This window comes from Bacillus sp. AR4-2 (assembly GCF_008274865.1).
GTDB lineage: Bacteria > Bacillota > Bacilli > Bacillales > Bacillaceae_G > Bacillus_A > Bacillus_A cereus.
Genome location: NZ_CP031062.1, coordinates 2,281,986 through 2,303,521, shown reverse-complemented (window position 1 = coordinate 2,303,521; position 21,536 = coordinate 2,281,986). Strand labels below are relative to the sequence as shown.

Sequence of the window (21,536 nt, the reverse complement as noted above, 5' to 3'; positions counted from 1 at the left end):
GCACCTTTCCTTAGTAATATCATCAGGCATTCGCTTCTATTACAAAGATTTCTATGTCTCTACCAATTACTTTTTACATTATCCTCTTAAAAAGTAATACTCTTGATATATTCATTATTGCCTACACTTTATTTGCAGTTATTGGGCTGCCCTTTTCGTTCATAGCGTTGCATCTTTTGCACTCTTTACTTTTCAGTTAATGAAAGGGATGTTTCTTTTATCCCTTCAAATTCATTTAATAGATACTTAGCTATCTTTTCAACTGCGGGGAAGTCTACTATTTCCTCATGTGATCCAGGGACTGAATACCTATTTACTCTACCTTTTAATAAAGGTCCCCAATCTGTAAACAACTCTTTTCCTTCCTCAGCACTAAAGTAGAGAACTTCTCCAGAGTATGGTATTAAATCATGCTCTGCCATTAAGTTCAGGCATTTCCTATGAGCATTGATAACTTGCTTCAAATTCATAAGATCTGCATCAGGCGGGAGTACTCCCTCCATAATTAATCGCTCTACAAGCATATCTTGTTCATGGAAGAGGCCTTCCCCCTGCTCAGTAAAATCTCTAGGAATGAAATGCTCACATGTATATGAGAGCATATCCTCCGTTGTTTTATAGTCCTGCTCTGAAGGTACTTTAGTATCCATTAGTATCAACAACTCAACTTCCTCACCTTTATTCTTTAGTACAGTTGCGATTTTATAAGCAATTGCACCGCCTAAAGACCATCCTCCAAGACGATATGGACCTTCTGGCTGAACACGTTTGATTTCTTCGATGTAAAGTTGAATTACTTCCGGCAAAGTTAACTCGTCAATTTCTTTCTTTTCTATAAGAGGATTCTGTAAACCATAAAATGAACAATGGTTCTTAAGCAATCTTGCTAGTTGAATGTAACAGAATACATTCCCCATAAACGGATGAACGCAGAAGAAAGATCTTTTCTCTGATTCTTGTAGTGGAACTAGCGCTGCTACTGATTTCGTCATATCATGCTTATCACGAATAAGGCATGCGATTCCTTCCACTGTTGGATTCTTAATCAATGTAGACACCTTAATCTCTTTTCCAAACTTCTCCTTAATTTTTGAAACTAATTTAATTACAAGGAGAGAGTGTCCTCCTCTATTAAAGAAATCATCATTTACATAGACATCTTCTATCTGTAACACATCCTGCCAGATTTTAATCAACTGATATTCAATTTCATCCCTTGGAATGATTGTTGTAGAAAAGTTATTTTCTCTTAGAATAGTTAAATTGTTCAATGCCTTTCGATCAACTTTTCCATTCGTTGTAAGAGGAATCTCGTCTACCTTAATAAAGTGTGCGGGAACCATATAATTCGGTACTTGTGTCTTGAGATATTCACGCCAATCATGCATACTACCATCTCCAACTACATAAGCAACCAATCTCTGCTCTCCTAATTTATCCTCTGTTACCAAAACTACTGCTTCTTTTACCAATGGATGCCTCTCTATACTCGCTTCAATCTCTTCAAGTTCAATACGAAAGCCCCTAATTTTCACTTGATTATCAATTCTTCTCAAGTAATCTAAATTACCATCAGGTAAATAACGAACCAAATCTCCCGTACGATATAAACGCTCTTCTTCATTAAATGGATGACGGATGAATCTCTCTGCTGTTAATTCTGGACGATTCAAGTATCCTCTCGCTATACCTGCACCACCAATATATAGCTCACCTGTTACACCAACTGGGACAGGTAACAAATTTTTATCCAATACATAAGTTTGAACGTTTGGCAATGGGCGTCCAATTGTTATTCTCTTACTATCTGTTTGGATATGATAACACGTTGCATCAACCGTACATTCTGTAGGACCGTATACGTTATAAAAATCAATTTTTTCAGTCTCTACTAGCTGTTCCCATAATGACGGCATAATTGCTTCACCACCGACTAATATCTTACTTGGTACATGAACATCAGCACTTATTTCTAGCAATCCTCCATCTATTAGTAATTGAAGTAATGAAGGTGTCATATCAAACATTTCCAATTTATTCTCCCTAATATAGGACACAAATTGTTCCGGATTAGTGCGAACTTCACTTGGGATAATATATAAACTTGAACCATAAAGCAACATTTGTAATTGCTGAATAGATACATCAAAGGCAATTGACGCATTCAAACCGACGCGCATATTATTAGGTATCTCATGTGAGAAAACTTCTTTTTGTAAACCATAGGATAGGTTTATTACACAATTGTGCTGTACTAAAGCCCCCTTTGGATTCCCTGTCGAACCAGAAGTATAGATAACATACGCTAAGTTTTCCCCTGTTACCTCACATATTGGTGAAAGTTTGCTTTCTTGAGAAAGCATTGCTTGGTCCCTATCTAGGCAAACTGTCTTGATGTCTTTAGGTATCCAGCCTAGTAATACTTCATTTGTAACTAACACTTTAATTCCTGTGTCTTCTAAAATATATTGTAGGCGGCTTTCCGGATTCGATGGATCTAATGGAACATAGGCTGCTCCAGCCTTCCAAATTCCCATGAGACCAACAACCATCTCAACTGAACGCTCAAAGCAAAGGCCAACTAATGACTCTGTCCCAATTCCACATTTCTGTAAATGATGGGCTAATTGATTAGCTCTTTCATTCAGCTCTCGATATGTTAGTTGCTGTTTTTCATCTACCACTGCCAACGCGTCAGGCGTACGATTTACTTGCTCTTCGAATAGTTGATGGATTGCATTCTCACGTGGATAGGATATAGTATTATTATTCCATTCTTCCAATAGCTTTCTTTGTTCAGCTTCCGTAATATATACTAGCTCCGATAGATTTTGATCAATGTTTTTAAGCATTTGCATTAACACTTGGTGTAAATGACCCAGCATTCGTTCAATGGTTACTCTATTAAACTTACTACGGTCATACATTAACTTTAACGATAACTGGATTCCTGGAACTACAGCTAACCCTAATGGGTAGTGGGTTTGTTCTACCCCTTCCAATTCACCAATTTCCAGATTTTCTGAAGACTCCTCTTTCACTGGATAATTTTCAAACACATATAAACTATTGAACAGCGGTATTCCTCTAGGAACTTCACTCCACCCCTGAATCTCTGTCAAAGAAGCGTACTCATATTGTCTTCTTTCTATCTCTTCCTCTTGTATCTTCTGCAACCAATCTATTAATTTTATATCATCCATCAATTGAATTCGCGTCGGTGACGTTGTAATGAAAGGACCTACGATGTTTTCAACATCAATAATCTCCGTAGAACGCCCTGTGCTTGTTACACCAAAAACAATGTCATTTTCTCCACTATATCGGCTCATGAGATATGCCCATGCACCTTGAATTACTGTACTCAAAGTAAGTTTATTGCGTTTCGCCCATCCTTGTAACGCTTGAGTCTGCTCTTCTGATAAATACGTAACCTTCTCTGTGTAACCTTTTTCTTCCTCTTTACTTTCTAAGCCCAGCAAAGTTGGCGCAGTAAAACCTTTTAGCTTCTCTCTCCAGAATTGTTCCGCCTGCTCCTTATCTTGCTCTCTTAACCATTGGATATATTTCTTATATGGTGAGGACTTAGGTAATTTCACAGCTTCTCCATTCATTCTCTTCTGATAGACTGTAAGTAATTCATTAAAGACCAATGGTAAACTCCATCCATCCAGTAAAATATGGTGATGGGTCCAAACAATCCGATATTCTTCCTCACCTTCTTGAATGACTGTTACCCGCATCAATGGTGCTTCATCAAATTGGAAGGCTTGTTTTCGATCTAATGCCAAAAAGACTTTTCTTTTTTCCTCTATCTCTTCACTTGTCATTGTACGCCAGTCTTCTTTGTTCACTTTAAATGGTATATTTTCATACACCACTTGTACAGGTTCTTCAATTTCGTCCCATACAAATGCTGTACGAAAAATTTCATGCCGCTGAATTACAGATTTCCACGCCTGCTCAAATGTAGGAATATTCATTTTTCCTCGAATCATAAAACTCAATTGCACTATATACGGTGCAACATGTTCATCCCCTTGGTCATGCAATGTGTGGAAAATCATACCTTCTTGCAAAGGTGATAGTGGATATAAATCAGTAATCTGATTGTTCTTTCCGCGATGCATTTTGTTTAGTACATTTGTCAAACCTTCTTGGCTAAGATTAGTCATTGCAAAATCCGAAATGGTCAGTGCAGATTCTCTATCTGAAAATTGAATCAATGTACTCAGTTGATATAGCATATTCTGTGCAATACTTTGAATCGTTGATTTGGCAAATTGTCCAACATTGTATACCCAAGTGAACTGAAGTTTTCCATCCGTTACAACCCCAATTACATCAATTACATGCGATCGCTTGGAACCGGCAGCATGATCTAAACGCTTAAATTCATTCTCCGGAATAAACATTGCATCGCTAGAAAACATTTGGTCAAATTGTCCAAGATAGTTAAAACTAATAGACGGTGTATATTGGGAGCTTAATTGCTCACACATTGTTGCGTTCATGTAACGCAACACCCCATAATCAACACCCTTATTAGGAATTTTGCGAACTTGTTCTTTAACTGCTTTTAATGCTGCAATTGGCGTATGAGCACTAGTAATATTTAAATGAACTGGGTAAATACTTGTAAACCATCCCACAGTTCTCGATAAATCAACATCTTCAATAATCTCTTCTCGACCATGTCCCTCTAAATCTACGCTCAATATCGGCTGCCCCGTACATGCTGCCATAGCTTGTACTAATGCTGCTAATAATACTTCATTGATTTGGACACGGTGAGTGCTTAAAGTCTCTTGCAATAACATACGGGTCTCATTCTCATTTAACACCACAGTAATTTCCTCAGTTACTGCGCTTACTGGATTACTTATAGTACCATCTACCGGCAATTTAACTACGTCTTGTTCAGCCTGCTCCTCCCAGTAATGTAGCACTTCTTTTGATAGTCCAGTTTCAGCGTAATGATGTAATTTCTCCGACCATTCTTTAAAAGATGTACTCTTCATAGGTAATTGAATTTTCTGCCCTTGGACTACTTGCGTATATGCTGTTTGCAAATCTTCCAATAAAATTCGCCAAGAAACACCATCCACGGCTAAATGATGAATTGTCCAAAATAATCGGCCAGCGTGCTCACCTTCATCAAAATACACCATTCTCATTAGCGGACCATCATGTAAATTCAAACTTTCTTGTGCAACATTAATCTCTTTTTGAATAACCTGATGCCAATCCGCTTCCGGCACTTCGTCTAATGAAATGACAGTAAGCATCAATTGTTCTTCTATTCCTTCATTCCACTGTTTCCAAACCCCATTAGGTAAACGTTCATATCTTAAACGCAGAGCATCATGATGAAGTAGAAGGTTACCTGCCGCCTTTTCCAGTGATCCTATGTCCAATTTCTCTTTCGTTCTAAAGAACATGGATTGATTCCAATGATGTGGGTTAGGATGATTTTGTGCAAAAAACCTTTGCTGAATAGGTGTAAGTATCGTCTCTCCAGTTATAATTCCCTGTTCAGCTTGTACACCTTGTTCTTCTTTGACTACTTGCGCCAACTCAGCAATCGTTTGGTGTTCAAATATTTGTTTTGGTGTCAATTGTAAACCAGCTTGCTTCGCGCGCGCGACAATCTGAATGCTAAGAATTGAATCTCCACCAATTTCAAAGAAGTTATCATTCATATCAATACGTTTTGAACCTAGCACACGTTCCCAAATGATAGAAAGCTTATGTTCACGTTCATTTCTTGAGGCCACGTATCCTTCTTGTGTTCCTTGATAATCTGGTATAGGTAACGATTTCCGATCAATCTTTCCATTTATGGTTAGCGGTAATTCTTTCATTTCGACAAAGTAGGAAGGTATCATATGGATTGGCAGTTTTGTTTTAAGATACTCTCGCCATTCTTCTAAACTGCCTTCGCCCACTACATAAGCTACCAGCCTCTTATCTCCCGACTGATTTTCCCTAACCATTACAACTGCCTCTTTTACCAAGTCATGCTCTTGTAAAGTCGACTCAATCTCTCCAAGTTCAATTCGAAATCCTCTAATCTTCACTTGATTATCCATTCTTCCTAAGTAGTCTATATTACCATCAGGAAGATATCTCACAAGATCACCTGTTCTATATAACCTCTCGCCTTCTTTGAATGGATGAGAAATAAATCGTTCGGATGTTAACTCTGGACGATTCAAGTACCCCCTTGCTAGACCTGCTCCTCCGATATAAAGTTCCCCCATCACACCAACTGGAACTGGCAACCTATTTCTATCTAATACATAAGTTTGGATGTTAGGCAATGGACGCCCAATTGTTACTCTCCTACTATCTTTTTTGATATGATAGCATGTTGCATCAACCGTACATTCTGTAGGACCATATACATTATAAAACTGGATTTTATCAGTCTCTACTAGCTGTTCCCATAATGACGGCATAATTGCTTCACCACCAACCAGTACCTTACTTGGAACATGAACGCCATCGCACGTTTCTAACAATCCGACATCTATAAGTAATTGAAGCAATGAAGGTGTTATATCAAAGATTTCTAACTTGTTCTCCCTAATATAAGCTACAAACTGCTCCGGATCACTTCGTACTTCGCTTGGAATAATATACAAACTTGAACCATAAATCAACATTTGTAATTGCTGAATAGATGCATCAAAGGCAATTGAAGCATTTAAACCGACATGCATGTTAGATGGTATCTCATGTTCGAAAACCTCTTTTTGTAAACCATGCGACAAGTTTATTACAGAATGATGCTGTATCAAGACACCCTTTGGGTTCCCCGTCGATCCCGAAGTATAGATAACATACGCTAGGTTTTCTCCTGTTACTTCACATTTTGGTGAAAGAATGCTTTCTTTTGAAATCATTGCCTGATCCCTATCTAGACAAACTGCCTTGACTTCTTTGGGTATCCAACCTTCTAATGACTCATTCGTAACTAATACTTGAATTTCAGTGTCCTCCAAAATATATCGTATGCGACTTTCTGGATATGATGGGTCCAATGGAACGTATGCTGCTCCAGCCTTCCAGATCCCCATAATACTAACAATCATCTCAACTGAACGCTCAAAGCAAATTCCAACTAATGATTCATTCCTAATCCCACATTGCTGAAGATAGTGGGCCAATTGATTAGCTTTTTCATTAAGCTCTCGATATGTTAACTGCTGTTTTTCATCTACCACTGCTACCGCATCAGGTGTACGATTTACTTGCTCTTCAAACAGCTGATGAATCGTACTTTCCCGTAGATATGCTACAGCATTATTATTCCAATCTTTCAACTGTTTTTGCTGTAATCCTGATAATATAGGCAACTTAGCCAATGATTTATCAGGATTCTCCACGATTACATTCAACCAGTTTCCAAAATGTTCAGCCATGGATTCAATAGTTAAGCTGTCAAATAAATCAGTTCTATAAACAAAAGTAAGTAATAAACCCTCTTCCACTTCTGCAGCTGTTAAACTTAAATCAAACTTAGCGATTGGAGCATTACTTTCCATTACTTCTATATTTCTTCCATGTAGTTCTGGTAGCTTCTGTCCCGCATTTTGCAAAGTAAACATGGTTTGGAAAATCGGAGAATGGCTTGTATTTCGTTCAGGTTGGATAACCTCTACAATTTTCTCAAACGGAACATCTTGATACTCATACGCCTTCAATGCTTTTATCCGCACTTGAGACAACAACTCTTGAAATGCCGGTGCATTACTTAAATCAGCTCGATAAACCAAGGTGTTGACAAAGAAACCAATCAGCCCCTCAATTTCTCGATAATTTCGATTTGCAATTGGGCTACCAACAATAATATCCGTTTGTCCCGTATAACGAGCAAGGAAACTTTGATACGATGCCAATAAGGTCATGAAAAGTGTGGCCCCTTCTTGACGACTTAGTTCGTTTAATTTATCCAGTAATGGGCGCGATAACAAAACATTATGAGTTAATCCATGGTGGGTTTGCACTGGCGGACGCGGACGATCCATTGGTAACATTAAGACTGGTAACTCACCAGATAATTCTTCCTTCCAATATGCAAGTTGTTGATATAGTACTTCATCTTTCAACCATTCTCTTTGCCACTGAGCAAAATCGGCATATTGAACTGGTAGTGGTTCCAGTTCTGCTTGTTTTTCACCAATCGTATTATCATAAAATGCCATCCATTCTTGAAGTAAGATTTCCATCGACCATCCATCTGAGATAATATGATGCATATTACACAGAAGAACCCATTCTTCTTCTGAAATTCTTATAATTTGTCCACGGAACAATGGCCCTTGTTCTAAATCAAATGGAGATTCGACTTCAGTTTGAATCCATTGCTCCAACTTTCTTTCTCTCTCCTCTAATGAAAGCTTAGTTAAGTCCATTTGTGGCAGAGAACGGAAAATATACGGTTGAATCTGCTGCACAGGATGGCCATCCTCTTCATAAAATACCGTCCGCAAAGATTCATGACGCTCTATCAACTGATTCCATCCCAACTCCAATGCTTCAGGTAACCAATTCCCTGTAAGGCGGCATACCATTGGCATATTATAAAGGGCACTATTAGGTGCAAATTGATCAATAAACCATAAGCGCTGTTGGGCATAAGATAGTGGAATATTATTTCCGCGTTCCATCGGCACCAATGGTGGAATTTCTCGTTTTTCATTCCCCTTACGTAACTGATCCATTCGTTTCGCTAATGCCTCGATCGTTGAATATTCGAACAGTTCACGTACTGGCAATTTGATTTGAAAGACTTCCTGTAAGCGTGAGACCACTTGTGTAGCAAGTAGAGAGTGACCACCAAGCTCAAAGAAAGAATCCTGAACACCAATGTCTCCTATTCCTAGCACTTGACTCCACACTGAAGCGATAAGTTCTTCCAGCGGAGTTCGTGGGTATACAGTATTTTCAGCGGATTGTTCACTAAGTATAGGTAATGCCTTCAAATCAAGTTTTCCATTCGGTGTAAGTGGTAAAAATTCCATCTCAATAAAGTTTGTTGGAACCATGTAATTTGGTAAATGTGTTTGTAGATGTTCTCGCCATTCATGGACACTTCCTTCACCAACTACATAAGCTACTAATCTCTTATCACCTTGATTATCCTCTCGTACCAATACAACTGCTTCTTTTACAGAGGAATGTGACTGCAAAACAGCTTCTATTTCTCCCAATTCAATCCGGAAACCACGAATTTTCACTTGGTCATCTATACGACCATGGAACTGGAGATTACCATCAGAAAGATAACTTGCTTTGTCTCCTGTGTAATAGAGACGTTCTCCTGACTTGAAAGGATGTGGAATAAATTTTTCCTTTGTAAGATCCGGACGATTAACATATCCACGTGCAAGACTCTTCCCTCCAATATAGAGATCTCCAATTACCCCAATTGGTACTAGCTGAAGATGAGAATCTAATACATAAACTTCTGTATTCGCAATCGGTCGACCAATCGATGGCGTACCTGTTGTCACTCCTATAGGTACATAACTATCTGTGGTAACGACTGTATTTTCCGATGGACCATACTGATTAATTACCGCAAAAGGAATATCGTTAGATGGATACTGTGTTAATTGATCCCCACCAGTAATGATAAAACGAAGATCCGTTTTATCTGGCCAAGATAATTTCAAGAGTCTTTCCAGAATAGGCGTAGGTGCAAAGCTAGCTGTTATTCGTGAATTAATGAGCCAGTCCCTTAGTGCTTCTGGATTAATTCTCAGTTCCTCTGTTGACAAGTAGAGTGCTGCACCAGTAGTTAGATACGGCCAAATCTCCTGAACAGCCGAATCAAAAGCAACCCCTGCAATCTGAGTCGCACGATCCTCTGCTGAAATATGATAAACTTCCTGATGCCAAGAAACCATATTCATTAATGAGCGATATTCAACCATGACACCCTTCGGTTTTCCTGTAGAACCAGAGGTATAGACAATATAGGCTAAGTTCTCTGGATTTATTTGACGTGTAGGTGCGATTACGCTTTCCACCGTTAATTCTTCTAACCTCACCATTTCGACGTGTGCGAAATGTCCTTCTTGTCCTTCCGCCGTCACTACAAATTGAATTCCTGCATCTTCAATCATGTATTCTAACCTTGATTTTGGATACAACGGATCTAAAACGACATAAGCTCCACCAGCTTTTAAAATGCCTAGTAAACTTGCCATCAGCTCAGCTGACCTCGGAAGATAAACTCCTACCACTGACTCTGGGGCTACTCCCTTTCGCTGTAAAACATTTGCCAACTGATTTGCTTGTGCATCCAGTTCACCATAAGTCCACTGTTTTGTTTGATCAACTACCGCAATCGCATCCGGACGCCTTGCTACTTGCTCCTCAAATCTGTCGCAAATAAGACCCTGATGAGACATTTCCATTACAGTGTCATTCCATGTTTCTAATAACAAAGTACGCTCGGGTTCTGATAGCATGCTCAGGTCATGCAACGGATTTTGTGGGCGATGAGAAACTTCATGTAGCCATTTCTCAAAGTGTCCTGCCATCCGTTCAATAGTAGTAGCATTGAATAAATCCTTATTGTACTCAAAAGTAAAAAGTAATCCCTCTTCCGTCTCAGCTGCCATTACACTTAAATCAAACTTTGCAATTGGACTATGGCTTTCTATCATTTCAATACTTCTACTAGATAACATCGGAAACTCTTGTTTCATATTTTGCAAGATGAACATAGTCTGGAAGATTGGCGAATGACTTGTACTTCGTTCCGGTTGCACAACTTCTACAATTTTTTCAAATGGAATATCTTGATATTCATACGCCTTCAATGCCTTTTGACGAACCTGATATAGTACATCTTGAAATGTCGGCCTACCACTCAAATTAGCTCGATAAACCAGCGTGTTAACGAAGAAACCAATTAGTCCTTCAATTTCTCTATAATTCCGATTCGCAATTGGGCTTCCGACCAGAATATCTTCTTGTCCCGTATAACGAGATAGAAAACTTTGATATGCAGCTAAAAGCGTCATGAAGAGTGTAGCCCCTTCTTTTCGACTAAGTTCATTCAATTTATCATGTAGCCTGCTTGGCAGAACCAGAGTGTATGTCGACCCGTGATGAGTTTGTATTGCGGGTCGCGGGCGATCCATAGGAAGTTGGAGTACAGGAAGCTCCCCAGACAATTCTTCCCTCCAATATTGGAGTTGTTGATTAAGCACCTCCTCCTTTAGCCATCCTTTTTGCCACTGAGCAAAGTCTGCATATTGAACCGGTAATGGTTCAAGTTCCGCTACCTTTCCATCCGTTGCTTTCTCATAAAATGCCATCCATTCTTCAAGTAGGATTCCCATTGACCATCCATCTGAAATGATATGATGTAGAGTACAAAGGAGTATCCATTCTTCCTCTCCCACATGCAAAATACTTGTCCTGATTAATGGACCCTCTGTTAAATCAAATGGCACTTCTGTTTCTTGTTGAATTAAACGTTTAACTTCTTCTTCTTGATCTTCAGAAGAAAGCATAGTTAAATCCGTTTTCGGAATTGATTGAAAAGCATACGGTTCAATTTGCTGTACGGGTTGACCGTTCACTTCGTGAAAGACCGTCCGCAGTGATTCATGACGTTCTATTAGTTGATTCCATCCCGTTTCCAATGCTTCAAGTAGCCAATTCCCTGTAAGGCGACATACCATTGGCATATTGTAAAGGGCACTATTAGGTGTAAATTGATCAATGAACCATAAGCGTTGTTGGGCATAAGATAGTGGGATAGCTTCTCCTCGTTTCATTGGTATTAGCGGCGGAATCTCTCGTTTTTTATCTCCTTTACGTAACTGATCTAATCGCTTTGCCAGTGACTCCACCGTTGTATATTCAAATAGTTCACGTACTGGTAATTCAATTTGAAAAATTCCCTGTAAACGTGACACTACTTGAGTAGCTAGTAGTGAATGACCACCGATTTCAAAAAAGGAATCCTGAACACTAATATTTTTCATTCCTAACACTTGACTCCAAACGGAAACGATAAGCTCCTCCACTGGTGTTCGTGATGAAGTAATATCTTCACTTATGAACTGTTCTTCTAATTCCAGTAAGGCTTTCCGATTCACCTTACCATTTGGAGTGAGTGGCATACCTTCAATTTTGAAAAAGTATGCCGGAACCATATAATGTGGCAGTTGCTTCTTGAGATATTCACGCCACTCTCCAGTATCCCCTTCACCCACTACATAAACTACTAACTGCTTATCTCCTGGTCGATCTTCCTTCACCAACACGACTGCCTCTTTTACAGATGAGTGATCATGTAAAGCTGCTTCAATTTCTCCCAATTCAATTCGGAATCCTCTAATTTTAACTTGGTTATCTATTCTTCCAATATATTCTAAGTTACGATCATTCATATATCTCACCAAGTCACCCGTTCGATATAATCGTTCCCCGTCCTTAAAAGGATGCGGAATAAAACGTTCAATAGTTAAATCCGGTCGATTGAAGTAGCCACGTGCCAATCCTACTCCTCCAAGGTAAAGTTCCCCTGCCACACCAATCGGGACCACTTGTTGATATTGATCTAGCACATACAACTCTGTATTATCAATCGGACGACCAATCGGAATAAGCATTGCTTCTTTTTCTAAATCACAATCATAATAAGTCACATCCACAGTTGCTTCAGTAGGACCATACAAGTTAATTAACTTTGTTTGCTGAACATTGTAAAAGATCCCCTTAAACCGGCGAACCTGCTCAGTGTTTAACGCTTCTCCACTAGTAAAAACTTGAATTAAAGACGATACATCCCTTTTCGAATTATATAGTTCCATATAATCTAAAAAAGTAGATAACATCGACGGAACAAAGTGCATGGTGGACACACGATATCGTTCAATATACTCCTCAATCACCGCAGGATCTTTCTCTCCTCCTGGTGGAAGTAAACAAACACGTGCTCCTACAAATGACCACCAAAATAATTCCCAGACAGAAACATCAAATGAGAACGGTGTCTTTTGTAGGATTGTATCCTCCTCGGACAATGGGTATTTTTTCTGCATCCACTGTAGACGGTTGATAACGGAATGATGTTCAATCATTACCCCCTTTGGATTTCCCGTCGAACCCGAAGTGTATATGATATAGGCTAAGTTATTTGCTGTTACTCCACTTACCGGAGCTAAATTACTCTCTTTAGAAATCATCACTTGATCCCGGTCTAAACAAATTGCTTGAATATCTTTAGGTAACCAGTCCTGTAGTGTTTCTTTTGTTAACAGCACTTGAATTTGTGAATTCTCCAAAATATATCTCAGGCGGTTTTCGGGATAACTTGGGTCCAGTGGGACATAAGCCCCACCTGCCTTCAAAATCCCAAAGAGACCGATAATCATATCAGGAGAACGTTCAATACATATACCAACCAATGATTCAGGTCCGATACCTCGTTTTTGTAGAAAATGTGCCAATTGATTCGATTTTTCATTAAGTTCTTGATACGTTAGCTTTCCCCCCTCATAAACTACCGCCACTGCATCAGGTGTCCGTGCAACTTGCTGCTCAAATAGCTCATGAATCATACAATCGTGACCATAAACTACGTCCGTATCATTCCATTCTTCTAGGAGTTGTTTTTGCTCATTATCCGATAACATTGACAGCTTTGCATATGATTCATCTGGATGATACGTGATTTCATTTAGCCAGTTCTCAAAATGTCCTGCCATACGTGCAATGGTACTACTATCAAATAAATCCGTGTTGTATTCAAATGAGACGAATAGACCTTCTTCCACTTCATAGGCAGTTAAGCTCAAATCAAATTTAGCAATAGACATATTACTTTCTACCATTTCAATACTTCTATCAGGCAAATCTAGTCGTTCTTGTTTTATATTCTGTAGCGTAAACATGGTCTGAAATATAGGGGAATGACTCATGCTTCGTTCAGGTTGCACAGCTTCTACTATTTTTTCAAATGGTATATCTTGATATTCGTAAGCTTTTAACGCCTTTTTCTTTGTTTGGTTCAAAATCTCTCGAAAAGTAGGGGTGCCACTCAAATCTGATCGGTAAACCAACGTATTAACAAAGAAACCAATTAATCCTTCTACTCCCTTATGGTTTCGATTTGCAATCGGACTACCAACTAGAATATCTTTTTGTCCCGTATAACGAGCAAGAAAGCTCTGGTATGCGGCCATTAAAGTCATAAATAAAGTAGATCCTTCTTGTCGACTTATATCCTTCAATTGACTGAGCAATTTATAAGGAAAAATTACATGATGCGTAGCCCCAGAGTAAGTCTGTTTAACCGGTCGAGGTCGATCCACTGGCAGTTGTAAGATAGGAAGTTCACCAGACAATTCTTCCTGCCAATACGTAAGCTGACGATTTAGCACATCACCTTGCAACCACTCCTTTTGCCACTTCGCAAAGTCTGCATATTGAATGGATAGTGAACTTAATTTAGCAGGATTTCCGCCCGTTTCTTCTTCATAGAAAGCAAGTAATTCATTCATGAATATACCAATGGACCAAGCATCAAAAATAATATGATGCATCGTACACAGTAATAACCATTCATCCTTCTCTAATTGAACAAGCTGATTACGAATTAAAGGACCATTTATTAAATCAAATGGTTCTTGCGCTTCTCTCGCAATTAAACTATCTACCTCTTTTTCTTTTACTTCTAGAGGAAGTTGAGAGTAATATCTTACAGGTAATGCTCTAGGAAGGAATTCGACAATTTGTTGCACAGGTTGTTCTCCTACTTCTTTAAAAACAGTTCGTAATGATTCATGGCGTTCAATGAGTCGATTGAATCCCTTTTCTAATGCTTCAGGTATCCAATTTCCTTTTAGATGCCATACCGTTGGAATATTATATAAAGAACTGTTTGGATTAAATCTGTCCATAAACCACAAGCGTTGTTGTGCATAAGACAACGGGAGTGCTTCTTTATTCTCCTTTTTTTGCATTTGCTTCTGAAGCCATGCTCTCTTCTCAGGAGAAAGTGAACTCAGCTTTGCAAGTAAATCACTTCTCATTTTTTTACCCCTTCCTCAATCAAATTACTCTCGAATATCCCTTGTGCTTCTTCCTCTGATAGCTCCTCTAATTGCTTAAGTAGTTCCAATAATTCTTCATCATTACTCACTTCTGCTTCTTTTTGAACATAGTCTTGAAGACTTACATTCTCCTTACTATCATTCTGCATTTCTTGATTTTTGTTATCGAGCAATTGATCAATCTGTTCTGCCAATTGCTGCACCGTATGAAACATAAATAAATCATGCAATGGTATCTCGATTCCAAAAGCCTCTTTAAGATTGGAAACAGCTTGCGTAGCGAGTAGTGAATGGCCACCAATTTCAAAAAATGAATCTTGAATTCCGATGTTTTCCATACCTAAAACTTCATGCCATATCGAAACGATTGTTTTTTCCGTAGACGTACGAGGAGCAATATAACCACTTGCTATCTCCTGTCTCTCTGGTGCTGGTAAGGCCTTCCTATCAATTTTCCCATTAGGAGTGAGTGGAAATGCATTTAATCCAACAAAATAGGCTGGAATCATATAATTTGGTAGTTGATCCTTGAGATAATCACGCCACTTTTGAGCATCCCCGTCTCCTACAACATAGGCGATCAAACGCGGATCGCCAGGATAATCTTCCTGCACCATCACAATAACTTCGTTAACCAGTGTATGCCTTTGTAATGTCGCTTCAATTTCTCCTAGTTCAATCCGGAACCCACGAATTTTCACTTGATGATCGATTCGTCCAACATACTCCAAATTTCCATCTGGTAAATACCTTACTAGATCTCCAGTCCGGTATACTCGCTCTCCTTCTTTAAACGGATGCGGTATAAAACGATCTTGCGTTAAGTCAGGGCGGTTTAAATATCCACGCGCTAACCCTGATCCACCAATGTATAGCTCACCAACTACACCAATTGGAACCATTTTTTGTTCGGCACTCAGTACATATACTTCTGTATTGAATATTGGTTTACCAATTGGTGGTACCCTATGCATGTCACACTTTTCTAATTCCATATACGTGGAATACGTAGTATCTTCGGACGGTCCATATAGGTTGTACACCTTTTCGATCGTACTTCTCTCGTATACATCTTGAACAAGCGAATATGGCAATGGTTCTCCAGCCAAATTCATCACCTTTACCGAAGAAGGGATTGTTTTTGCTCGAACCAGTTCCTTCGCTGCCGATGGTACAGTATTAACCAAAGTTACACCTTTGGTAGACAACTTCTCTAGATGTAGAGCATTTTCAGTGACAATCACCTTACCACCCATCGTTAAGGGAACAAATACTTCAAAAACGGATAAATCAAAAGATAGCGAAGTTGAAGCTAACACTCCCGCTAATTCCTTTCGGGAATACGTATGATGCGCCCAATGAATCATTGTTACTGTATTCCTGTGCTCAATCATTACTCCCTTTGGATTTCCAGTGGAACCTGAAGTATAGATAATATAGGCTAAGTTATCGCCCGTCACTTCACTCGTACATACCGTAGTTACTTCTTGTTCTATTTCTGCTCGATTACTATCAATACAAATCACGTTGACGAGTTTAGGTATAACCATTTTTTGTTGTAACTTTTCCTGTGTCACCAGTACCTTTATTTGAGCATCTTCTAAAATGTACTGTAGTCGACTTTCCGGATACGCTGGATCAATTGGGACATATGCTCCTCCCGCCTTCATAATTCCTAAGAGACCGACAATCATCTCAGATGAACGTGTGACGCAAATCCCAACTAATGATTCGCATGTTACACCATTTTTTTGTAAATAATGTGCCAACTGATTCGAGCGTTCGTCCAACTCTCGATATGTTAGTTCTTCATCTTCGCACACTACTGCAATTGCTTCTGGTGTTTTTTTCACCTGTTCTTCAAACATTGTATGAATCGTACTTTCTTCCATATCTATAACACGCGATTTATTCCATTCCTCTAGTAGTTGCTTATATTCTACTTTCGATAACATATTCAGTTCTGATAATACACCTTTTGGATGAGAGACAATTTGATTTAACCAATGCTCAAAATGACTTGCCATACGTTCAATGGTTGTATCATCAAACAAATCAGTATTGTATTCAAAGGTTAGTGATAATCCTTCTTCCGTCTCAGTAACAAATAAACTCAAATCAAATTTCGCTACAGAAGCATGGCTTTCCATGAGTTCCATTTGTCTTTCAGATAGCTGAGGAAATTCTTGCTTCGCATTCTGTAAAGTAAACATAGTTTGGAATATTGGTGAATGACTTGTATTCCGTTCCGGCTTTACGGATTCTACCACTTTCTCAAATGGGATGTCCTGATACTCGTATGCTTTTAGTGCTTTTTTTCTTACCTGCGACAAAAGTTCTTGGAACGACGGATTTTCACTGAAATCAGCTCGATAAACCAACGTATTTGCAAAGAAACCTATTAATCCCTCAATCTCTTTCACATTTCGATTAGCGATTGGGCTTCCAACCAAGATGTCATCCTGTCCTGTATAACGAGAAAGGAAGCTTTGATACGCTGCCATCAATGTCATAAATAAAGTGCATCCTTCTTGCAGACTTAAATCTTTGAGCTTTTCCTGTAGGGAATTCGCCACTATTAAGGACTGACTTGCACCACGATGGGTTTGAACTGCAGGTCGAGGACGATCCATCGGTAATTGTAAAACCGGTAGTTCCCCAGATAATTCTTCCTTCCAATATTGAAGGTGCTGATTCAAATTTTCTTCTTTTTGCCATTCCTTCTGCCACATGACAAAATCTGCATATTGGATAGATAATTCCTTCAATTCCACCGGTTTTCTGCTTAATGCTCCTTCATAAAAAGCCATCCATTCTTCAAGTAAGATTCCCATTGACCATCCATCTGAAATAATATGATGCATCGTACAAATGAGAATCCATTCTTCCCTGTCCACTTTCAATATTCGTGTTCGAATCAGAGGATCTTGTCCAAAATGAAATGGTTCCTCAGCTTCGTTTTGAATGAGCCGTTTCATTTCTCTTTCCCTATCTTCCAAAGAGAGATCTGTTAGATTCGTTTGAGGAATATGTCTGAATACATGAGATTGAACTTGTTGAAAAGGTTCACCCTCTTGTTCTAGAATTATCGTCCTTAATGATTCATGACGCTCCAACAATTGATTCCATCCGGCCTCCAATGCTTCAATTGACCATTCACCTGTTAAGCGACACGCTGCATGAATATTGTACATAGCACTATTTGGCATTAATTGATCAATAAACCATAGACGTTTCTGCGCATAGGAAAGTGGGATAATTTCTTCTCGTTTCATAGGTACAAGGGGAGCAACCTCTCGTTTTTTATCTTCTTTTCGTAACTGATCCACCCGTTTCGCCAATGCTTCCACTGTATCGTGCTTGAAAAGTTCACGTAATGGAATTTTAATTTGGAACAGTTCTTGCAATCGAGAGACAATTTGAGTAGCAAGTAGTGAGTGCCCACCACGTTCAAAGAAGGAATCTTGAATACCAATATTTTCTGTTCCTAACACTTGGCTCCAAACCGAGGCAATAAGCTCTTCCGATGGCGTCCGAGGTAGCACATTTAAATCTTCAATAGCTTGCTCATCAGGTGCTGGCAAGGCCTTTCGGTCAATTTTCCCATTCGGAGTAAGTGGGAAGTGTTCTAACTCTATAAAGTGCGCTGGAATCATATGATTCGGTAATTGGTTTTGTAAATACTCTCTCCACTCCTCGGTATTTCCATCGCTTATTACATATGCAACCAATCGTTGATCACCTGGACGGTCTTCTCTAACTAATACGACAGCCTCTTTAATAAACGAACATTTTTCTAAAGTGGCTTCAATTTCTCCTAATTCAATCCTAAAACCACGCATTTTGACTTGATGATCCATTCTACCTATAAATTCTATATTTCCATCAGTTAGATATCTTACTGAATCTCCTGTTCGATATAGTCGTTCCCCCAATCGAAATGGGTGCGAAATGAATTTTTCAGTAGTAAGATTCTGACGATTTAAGTATCCACGCGCTAAACCAGCACCACCAATATATAACTCACCCTCAGTTCCTATTGATTGCAAGCGTTGATTTTGGTCTAATACATATAATTGCGTGTTCTGTATTGGCTGCCCAATAGAAACAAATTCTTGATTAGGCTGAATATCAAATGCATTCACATAAATAGTGGCTTCAGTTGGTCCATAAAAGTTGGTTAATTTCACTTGTCCACTATAATTCCATTTCTGTTGAAATCGTCTAACTAACCCTGAACTTAGTTCTTCTCCACCAGAAAATACATGGCGTACGGACGAACAATTCATGTTCATTTCAATATGATTGAAGTGATCTAAGAAAACAGATAACATCGAAGGTACAAATTGAACTATAGTAACCTGATGTTGTTTAATCACTTCAGCTATAATAGAAGGATCTTTTTCTCCACCTGGAGGTAGGAAAGATACACTTGCACCAACGTGAATGCCCCAAAACAATTCCCAAACAGAGACATCAAATGAGAATGGCGTTTTCTGCAAGACCACATCCTTTTCAGAGAGCGGATATTTATGTTGCATCCATTCTAGATAATTAATTACTGAATGATGCTCAATCATTACTCCCTTTGGATTCCCTGTAGATCCTGAAGTATACATAACATACGCTAAATTTTCTCCTGTTACACCACTTATACATGGGGTTGTTTCTTCTTTTTCAATTGCAGTATAATCTTTATTCATACAAATCGTTTCAATATTTTCAGATACAAACAAATTTTTAGAATTCTCTTCCGTCACTAGTACTTCGATTCCAGCATCCTCTAATATATATCGAAGTCGACTCTCTGGATAAGTAGGGTCAAGTGGAACATACGCTGCTCCTGATTTTAGAATACCTAATAACGCTATCATCATTTGTAATGAACGTTCCATATATACCCCAACTAGAGACTCTGGGCCTACACCATGCTTTTGTAAATAATGAGCTAGCTGATTTGCACGCTTCTCCAACTCTTTATAGGTAATTTGTTCATTTTCGTAACTAGCCGCGATTGCTTCCGGTGTTTTTTTAACTTGCTCCTCAAACATCGTATGAATCATGCCTTCAGCCGAATAATTAACTTGAGTATGATTCCATTCCTCTAGTAACTGTATCTGTTCTTCTTCTGTTAAATGAGTAATTTCAAATAGTTTTGAATCTAGGCTCTTCGTCATCTGAATTAATATTTGCAATAAGTGATTCTGAATCCGATTTATTGTTTCTTCATTAAAATAGCTTCGATCATACATCAACTTTAAAGTAATTTTCTTACCGGGCATTACAATGAGTGTTAAAGGATAATTTGTTTGTTCCGTGCTTGTAACATCTAGTAATCTTAAATCATCATTTCTCTCACCTTGAATTGGATAATTTTCAAACACATACAAGGTATGAAATAAGGAGCTATTTCGCGGAACCTCACTCCAGCCTTGAATATCTATCAACGAATTATACTCATACTGTCTTCGTTCCATTTCTTTCATTTGTATTTTACGAAGCCAATCTACTACTGATGTATTATCCGTTAATCGAATTCTGGTAGGTAATGTGTTAATAAATAGCCCCACCATATTCTCTGCTCCTATTAAATCAGTAGGACGTCCAGCGCTAGTTACGCCAAATACGACGTCACTGTCACCGCTATACCTACTCATCAAATAAGCCCATGCACCTTGTACTAACGTATTCAACGTTAATCGACTATTTCGTACCCACTCTTGTAAATTCTCAGTAAGTTCCTCAGATACTTGATAAGCAAACTCCCCATAACCCTTCTCTTGTCCTTGATCCTTTCTTTCCATTGCTAATGGAGTAGGTGCATAGAACCCTTTTAATTCTTCTTTCCAAAATTCCTCTGCTTGACTTTGATCTTGTTTATTTATCCATTGGATATATTTTTTATAAGGAAGAGATTTAGGAAGATTCAACAATTCTCCCTTTATCATCTTGAGATAAACTTCCATCACTTCACTAAAGACCAATGACACACTCCATCCATCTAGCAAAATATGATGATGTGTCCAAATAATTCTCGTTTCCCCTTCTGCTTCTTTAATCGCAGTGACTCTCATCAATGGTGCTTCATCCAATAAAAACCCTTTGCTACGATCTGCAGTCAAAAACTGGTGTAATTTCTTCTCCTTCTCCTCATGCGAATGGGTACTCCAATCCTCTTGATGAATAGTAAAAGGAAGACGTTCGTAAACTGCTTGTAGAGGTTTTTCTACTTCCTCCCAAACAAATACTGAGCGCAGAACCTCATGTCGTTGAATAACATATTCCCAAGCTTTTTCAAAAGTAGCAACATCCAATTGCCCCCCGAGCAAGAAACCTACTTGTACAATATAGGAAAAAGAATATTCATCATCTTGATCGTATAAAGTATGAAACAGTATTCCTTTTTGCAAAGGTGATAAACCATATATATCAATAATGTCTCCCATT

Annotated in this window: 2 protein-coding genes; both read right to left on the bottom strand. The window is 38.7% G+C overall.

Annotated features, from left to right (window positions below):
• Window positions 1–185: 185 nt before the first annotated feature.
• Window positions 186–15,068 carry a non-ribosomal peptide synthetase gene (locus tag DN399_RS11845; RefSeq protein WP_149149589.1) on the bottom strand — a complete coding sequence of 4,961 codons (14,883 nt, stop codon included), beginning with the start codon at window positions 15,066–15,068 and terminating at the stop codon, window positions 186–188.
• The gene (locus tag DN399_RS11840) at window positions 15,065–21,535 is read right to left on the bottom strand and encodes a non-ribosomal peptide synthetase (RefSeq protein ID WP_149149588.1); all 6,471 of its coding nucleotides are present in this window, start codon (window positions 21,533–21,535) and stop codon (window positions 15,065–15,067) included. The genes DN399_RS11845 and DN399_RS11840 overlap by 4 nt, the downstream gene beginning before the upstream one ends.
• Window position 21,536 lies beyond the last annotated feature (1 nt).